Source organism: Prevotella sp. TF12-30 (assembly GCF_003436715.1).
Taxonomy (GTDB): domain Bacteria; phylum Bacteroidota; class Bacteroidia; order Bacteroidales; family Bacteroidaceae; genus Prevotella; species Prevotella copri_A.
Map to the genome: position 1 here is coordinate 1 of NZ_QSQJ01000076.1, position 4,565 is coordinate 4,565.

Consider the following 4,565-nt stretch of genomic DNA (forward strand, 5'->3'; position numbering starts at 1 on the left):
AAACCCATGTATATGTGGTGGACTTGTTGAGAAGATTGAAATCCATCCTTGGTGAGTATCGCCAAGCAAGTTCTAAACCGAAGCCAAGCGGAATGAACAGAAAGGAGGATACCACATGATAGGAAAGCTAAAGAAAGGGGCATCCTTTGGTGGTTGCATCCGCTATGTGACAGGCAAGGACGAGGCGAAAATCCTTGCTTCCGATGGTGTTCTGCTCGGCACGAATGCCGAGATAACGCAAAGTTTCGAGCTGCAAAGGCATCTAAATCCAAGGATAAAGAAGCCTGTGGGACACATTGCATTGAGCTTCAAACCAGAGGACAGGCCACGTTTGACGGATGAGTTCATGGCTAAGATAGCCCTTGAATACATGCAGATGATGGGTATCACCGATACCCAATTTCTCATCGTAAGGCATCACAATACGCACAATCCACATTGCCATATTGTGTACAACCGCATCAATAACAATGGCAAGCTCATATCAGACAGGAATGATTACAGGCGTAATGAGCAAGTTACCAAGGTCCTAAAATCCAAATATGGGCTGACTTATGGAACGGATAAGAGCAAGACTAATACTCGCAAGTTACGCAATGCTGAGCGTGCCAAATACGAGAATCACAATGCAGTTAAAGGTGCCTTGAATAACTCAGATAGTTGGCAGAAGTTCAAGAGCGAGCTTGCAAAACGAGGTATTCACTTAGAGTTTGTCTATAAGGATAAGGAGCGAACCAAGGTTCAAGGCATCCGTTTCTGTAAGGACGGATATAGTTTCAAGGGTACGCAGATTAGCCGAGACTATAGCTTTGGCAAACTGAATGCGAGATTAGAGGGAACGGAGAACCATGTATCAGCAAGAGCCATTTCTACTCAACAATATGAGCAAGGTAGTTTCAAGGACGAGCTGTTGTCATTCATGTCGGAGAGCAGCCAAAACCCATGGAATGGTATTTCTTCCATTGGACTTTTTGCTCCAGCCAATGCTCAGACCTTTGAGCAATTCCCAGAGGATGAATCATCCAAGAAGAAAAAGAAGAAACGCAGAAGAGGCTTTAGCCTTTGATGCAAGTTACAAACCATTCAAACAACAAAAGAAATATGAAAGAAGAACTATTGGAAGCCATCTACGGCACAGTTGAGAGATTGGAGCAGAAAGTCGATGAACTTTCTGACTCCACAAAGAACGCAGGAACGGAAAACGTTCCTGCAAGTGCAGACATAACCAAGTTGGAGAAATTAATCATTGCTATGTTTGGCAAGGAAGAGGATGTCAGAGGTAAAATATCCAAATTAAGAGATGCCATTGTTGTTTTTGCTGACCTTATCAAGGTTGAACTTGCCCAAAACGAGCAGCGAAGCAAGTCCTTGGTTGATGCAGTCAAGCAGATGAGACAAGAGAATGATGTTTCCTCGAAGGCATTGCAGGACAAACTTGAAGTGTTGAACAATTCACCTCAAAAGAAAGTTGTAACCCATCGCTTTGAGCCTACTTCAAAGTATGTTCTTCTTTTCATCGGAGGCTTGGTCCTATCTCTTGTTATCTCCATTTGGGGCAACCTCAACCAATGGCGAGCGCATCAAGATTGGGAGGAGGCTGACTTGAAATATCGTGCTTTGAAGATGGTTCTTCCATCTAACGATCCAAATGTTCGATACATCGAAAAGAACTTTTCTGTATGCCCAAATAAAGAAGTTATTGAGAAAGTGAGAACTCATGTAAATATTTACGAGGACTCAATTCGCTATCATAACGAAATGATACAGATGGCAGCAATTAAAGATAGCATTGCTAATAGCCTATTTAAAGAGGCGAATGAAATTAAAAAGAAAATTAATAAGCAATAATAGACAACGACCATCGGCTACAAGCGCATCCTTCGCTTCGATAAAGTAAAGACGAACGGTCTCCGTATCGTGTTCGATAGTACAAGAACTTGTCTGTGCATCAACAATGTTTCAGCATACTAACTTTCATTCAACTCTCAACTATTCATCCGTGTCCGTGATGCCACTCGTTTGACATTGCGGGCACTTTTTATTTTTATGATGGCTATGAAGAAGAAATAGATAATTATAGCAGTTTTGGTTATCTCATTTGTTACATCTTATATATTATGCGGCACAGAACAAAATGATTCAGGTATTGATTCTATCAAGCTTGAAGAATATACGGCAGTTTTGGGAAATAGAGTTAGCTTGGATTCCATAGCAGGAACTTATAACGGTGTGTTACCACCTAATGTTGAAACAACACTCACATTAAATGCTGATGGTACCTATTTGTTGATACAGTCATACAATGAAAAGTAGAACAAACAGGAAAGGTTAAGAGGAACTTTCCAAGTGCTTGACTACAACATCCTGATGCTTGTGCATCCTTCAAGTGGTGAGCATACCTTCTACAAGGTGAAGGATGCCAATCATATTGTTCTGATAGATTCGTTCGGTAATGAACCCCCAAAAGAGGATAAGTAGAACTATATTCCCTTAAGGAAAGTATAGAAAAATATAAATAAACCGCGTCTAACTATAACTTTTATAGCTTGACGCAGCTTATTTTACACTCTCCTCATCTCAATAAAATTGGTAAATTTATTTTTCTGTCAACCAAATTTTACGGATTTCCCCATAATCATCCCAGTTCCAATAACAATTTATTTTTACTGGGTAACATTTCCGGTTAGGGATATCCAACATTGAAAGCTGCTCTAAATTGTATATAGGTGTCAAATCCATATCTTCTATTAAGAAATCTTTCCCAAATAAAGCAAGAGCTTTAATCCTTTTTAAACCAGCCAAAGACTTGATTGAAGCCAATTTATCTGTTTCTATTATAACAACCTCAATATTTTTTGAGTTTGCTAAAAAGTTGATGTCGTGAAGTTTTTTGACGCCTCTAATCTCTATTCTTGTTAAATTTCTAAGAAAAGAAATGTCCGAAAACGACTGTACCTTTTTGCAATTTAGTATAGTTAAACTTTTAAGTTGCAATAGTTCCTTCGCAAAAGATAGAGATGTTATATTGGAATTAGCTATTGTTAAATCTTTCAGGTTTTTCAAATTTCCAATACAATGTTTATCCCCAATTCTAAAATCATCAATATATAGTTTTTCTATACTATTACAAGAAAATAAAGAATCATTTCGTTTATCACCATAACAAAACACATTTTTTAGATGGTAAAAGGCATGATAATCAATATCATTAGCATTGGGTAAATTCAAACATAATGTTACCAACTCATGCTGTTGCTCAACATTTTTAATTCCAACAGAATGAGTATCTATTATTTCTAATGTTTCTATCGGCTTTATATATCGTAAAAAAGTATAGTCTGAGCATTTCCATCCCAATGAATAGTTCAGGAATAAATGCTTTATTTCATTTTTCTGGATGATGTTTACAAACGAATCTTTCCATTCACTGTAAATAACCAAACCTAATCCATTTAATTTTTCCTTATTATATGGATTCTCTGTTACTATTCTATATTTTTCTTTATACCACATATTCATTGTTGTTATGATGTGCAGTCATTAGTGTCCCGTTAAAATCGGGACACTAATGAATATGCATCCTAAAAAACACTACTTATAATTGAGTATATTCTAAATGTTGTAAAATATCTTCTAAATTATCATAATAATACAATATGTTCGGTTCTTTACACATATACATTTTTCTCACATGGGAAAGAATTATCTGTTTTAGCTTATGAAAATTTGAAGGATTTACGATTTTACACAAAGCCAAATCAATAAAGATCCAGTCAGCTCCAACATCAGGTAGAGAAACCTCTCCGTTTAAAATTGGCAATATTGTTTTATTATAGAGTTTATCAAGTGACGAATATTCTGAAAAGACATATTCTGCACACTTTTGAACTTTTGCTTGTAATTCATTAAAATCGGTTGCATATTTTTCCCCATTCAAGTTGAAATAAAACTTGTCTTGCATAGATAGCATATCCCCAGAAAAATCGATACTGGCTCCGTCTCTTTGGTCTTGCAAATTTTTCATACTAAATTTCTCAAACCATTTTGATAGAATATCGAATCTTACACCATAGATAGGGTATATTACGAGAGATGATGTTGCTTCGTCAATCCAGTGATCCATCTCAATAATTTGCTTACCACCTTTTGTCTTCAACAAGAAGGAAGAGTCTCTTTTTCTAAATTTATATTCAGAAAAAAAGTTAAGATTAAGTAAATCTTTTATTATTTTATCAAATATCATAATTTATAATTTTACGATTCAATGATAGTATTCCCTAAGGAGTACTATCATTGAAATTCTATTTTTTATTTACACGGTTATGTAATACTTCACGTTATTTTCTGGATGGTCAGGATAGCTGATACCCGTCAGACGGTGGTAGTCGTAGGTATAGGCAATCATCTTGCCTTTCTCCGCCATGTTCGCCGTCTGCTTGGTGAGCACGTTGCCGAGCGGGTCGTAGGTAAAAGGAGGCGTCACGTTGCCCTCGGTGTCCGTCACCCTCACGAGACGTTGGATACCGTCGTACTCGAATGTGGTGGTAATCTCACCATCCGGGGCC

At 37.2% G+C, this 4,565-nt stretch carries 6 protein-coding genes; 3 read left to right on the top strand and 3 right to left on the bottom strand.

What is annotated here, in order from left to right; translation table 11 throughout:
- Nucleotides 1-115 precede the first annotated feature (115 nt).
- The 3 genes from DXD25_RS15825 to DXD25_RS17490 all read left to right on the top strand — a co-directional run bounded on the left by DXD25_RS15825 (nt 116) and on the right by DXD25_RS17490 (nt 2,478).
- Complete coding sequence (locus DXD25_RS15825) at nt 116-1,066, top strand: relaxase/mobilization nuclease domain-containing protein (protein ID WP_117664336.1); 951 nt, start codon at nt 116-118, stop codon at nt 1,064-1,066.
- Nucleotides 1,067-1,101: 35 nt separating this feature from the next.
- Nucleotides 1,102-1,848, top strand: a complete 747-nt coding sequence (locus tag DXD25_RS15830; protein WP_117664339.1) for a hypothetical protein — start codon at nt 1,102-1,104, stop codon at nt 1,846-1,848.
- Between the two features lie 498 nt (nt 1,849-2,346).
- A complete protein-coding gene (locus tag DXD25_RS17490) occupies nt 2,347-2,478 on the top strand; it encodes a hypothetical protein (protein ID WP_255415707.1) in 132 nt (43 codons plus the stop codon).
- Nucleotides 2,479-2,595: 117 nt separating this feature from the next.
- Here the strand turns inward: DXD25_RS17490 and DXD25_RS15840 are convergent, their stop codons facing one another.
- The 3 genes from DXD25_RS15840 to DXD25_RS15850 all read right to left on the bottom strand — a co-directional run.
- Nucleotides 2,596-3,513 (bottom strand): hypothetical protein, encoded by a 918-nt coding sequence (locus DXD25_RS15840; RefSeq protein WP_147327949.1) that lies wholly within the window; start codon nt 3,511-3,513, stop codon nt 2,596-2,598.
- Nucleotides 3,514-3,595: 82 nt separating this feature from the next.
- Nucleotides 3,596-4,243, bottom strand: a complete 648-nt coding sequence (locus tag DXD25_RS15845) for a hypothetical protein (RefSeq protein WP_117664338.1) — start codon at nt 4,241-4,243, stop codon at nt 3,596-3,598.
- 69 nt (nt 4,244-4,312) lie between these two features.
- Nucleotides 4,313-4,565, bottom strand: a 253-nt coding sequence (locus DXD25_RS15850) for an RHS repeat domain-containing protein (protein WP_233522362.1), incomplete at its 5' end; no start/stop codon positions are given.

Coding starts and splice junctions, on each gene's coding strand:
- DXD25_RS15825 (WP_117664336.1), top strand. CDS start 116: ATGATAGGAAAGCTAAAGAAAGGGGCATCCTTTGGTGGTTGCATCCGC.
- DXD25_RS15845 (WP_117664338.1), bottom strand. CDS start 4,243: ATGATATTTGATAAAATAATAAAAGATTTACTTAATCTTAACTTTTTT.
- DXD25_RS15830 (WP_117664339.1), top strand. CDS start 1,102: ATGAAAGAAGAACTATTGGAAGCCATCTACGGCACAGTTGAGAGATTG.
- DXD25_RS15840 (WP_147327949.1), bottom strand. CDS start 3,513: ATGTGGTATAAAGAAAAATATAGAATAGTAACAGAGAATCCATATAAT.